This window comes from Acinetobacter sp. 228, from assembly GCF_048147885.1.
In genome coordinates this window covers 1-1,017 of the sequence record NZ_JAYWYV010000626.1, presented here as the reverse complement: position 1 = coordinate 1,017, position 1,017 = coordinate 1, and the positions used below count along the sequence as shown (strand labels likewise).

Annotated in this window: 1 protein-coding gene; it reads right to left on the bottom strand. The window is 40.3% G+C overall.

Translation table 11 applies throughout. The annotated features are described in order from the left end of the window. Window positions 1-1,017, bottom strand: a 1,017-nt coding sequence (locus VXQ92_RS21400; protein ID WP_416683109.1) for an acyl-CoA dehydrogenase C-terminal domain-containing protein, incomplete at both ends; no start/stop codon positions are given.

Here is a 1,017-nt window from a genome sequence, read left to right as displayed (position 1 = left end):
AGTTTTTGATAGAAAAACTTAGCTGTCGTTAATTTTGCTTTATAAAAAGCTTCCTCTTGTGTACCCGATTCTAATTTTTCATGGGCAACTTGTGCCATTCGAGCCCATAAATAAGCGAACACGACGTAACTGGAAAAATAAAGATAATCCACCGAAGCGGCCCCTATTTCTTCAGGGTTGTGTTTTGCTTTGTCGGCAATAGTTTTGGTCAGTGACAGCCATTTCTGCTTAAGCTCAGCTAATTTTTCTAAATAAGGTTTCAAGACTTCATTGGATTGCTGTTGACCAATAAACTGATCAATTAAATCAGTCATATTTTTTAGAAGTTTACCTTCTGACTTGAGAACTTTACGTGCCAGCAGATCTAGAGACTGGATTTCGGTCGTTCCTTCATACAATGTCGAGATACGTGCATCACGTACAATTTGCTCCATTCCATGCTCAACAATAAAGCCGTGGCCGCCAAATACTTGAACGCCATGCTTTGCAGACTCATTACCCGACTCTGTTAAAAAAGCTTTAGCAATTGGCGTTAAAAAAGCCAGTAATTCGTCAGAGTGTTTTTGCTGTTCCTGATCGTTTGAGCTTTCCACAATATCGACATGCTGGGCTAAAAAGTAAGCCAGTGCACGACCACCTTCAGAAAATGCTTTTTGGGTCATTAACATCGAACGTACAGCGGGATGCACAATAATTGGATCGGCATTTTTGTCAGGATATTTAGGACCGGATAACGAACGCATAGCGAGGCGCTCTTTGGCATAACTTAATGCGCCTTGAAATGAAATTTCAGAAGCAGCAAGCCCTTGTACAGCTGTTCCAATACGTGCGGTATTCATAAAGGTAAACATACAATTAAGCCCGCGATTTTCCGGACCAATCAAATAACCTTTGGCACCATCAAAATTAAGTACGCAGGTAGCATTACCATGAATCCCCATTTTATGTTCAATCGCACTACAAACGACTTTATTACGGTCTTCTAAATTACCTTCATCGTCTACATTAAATTTAGGC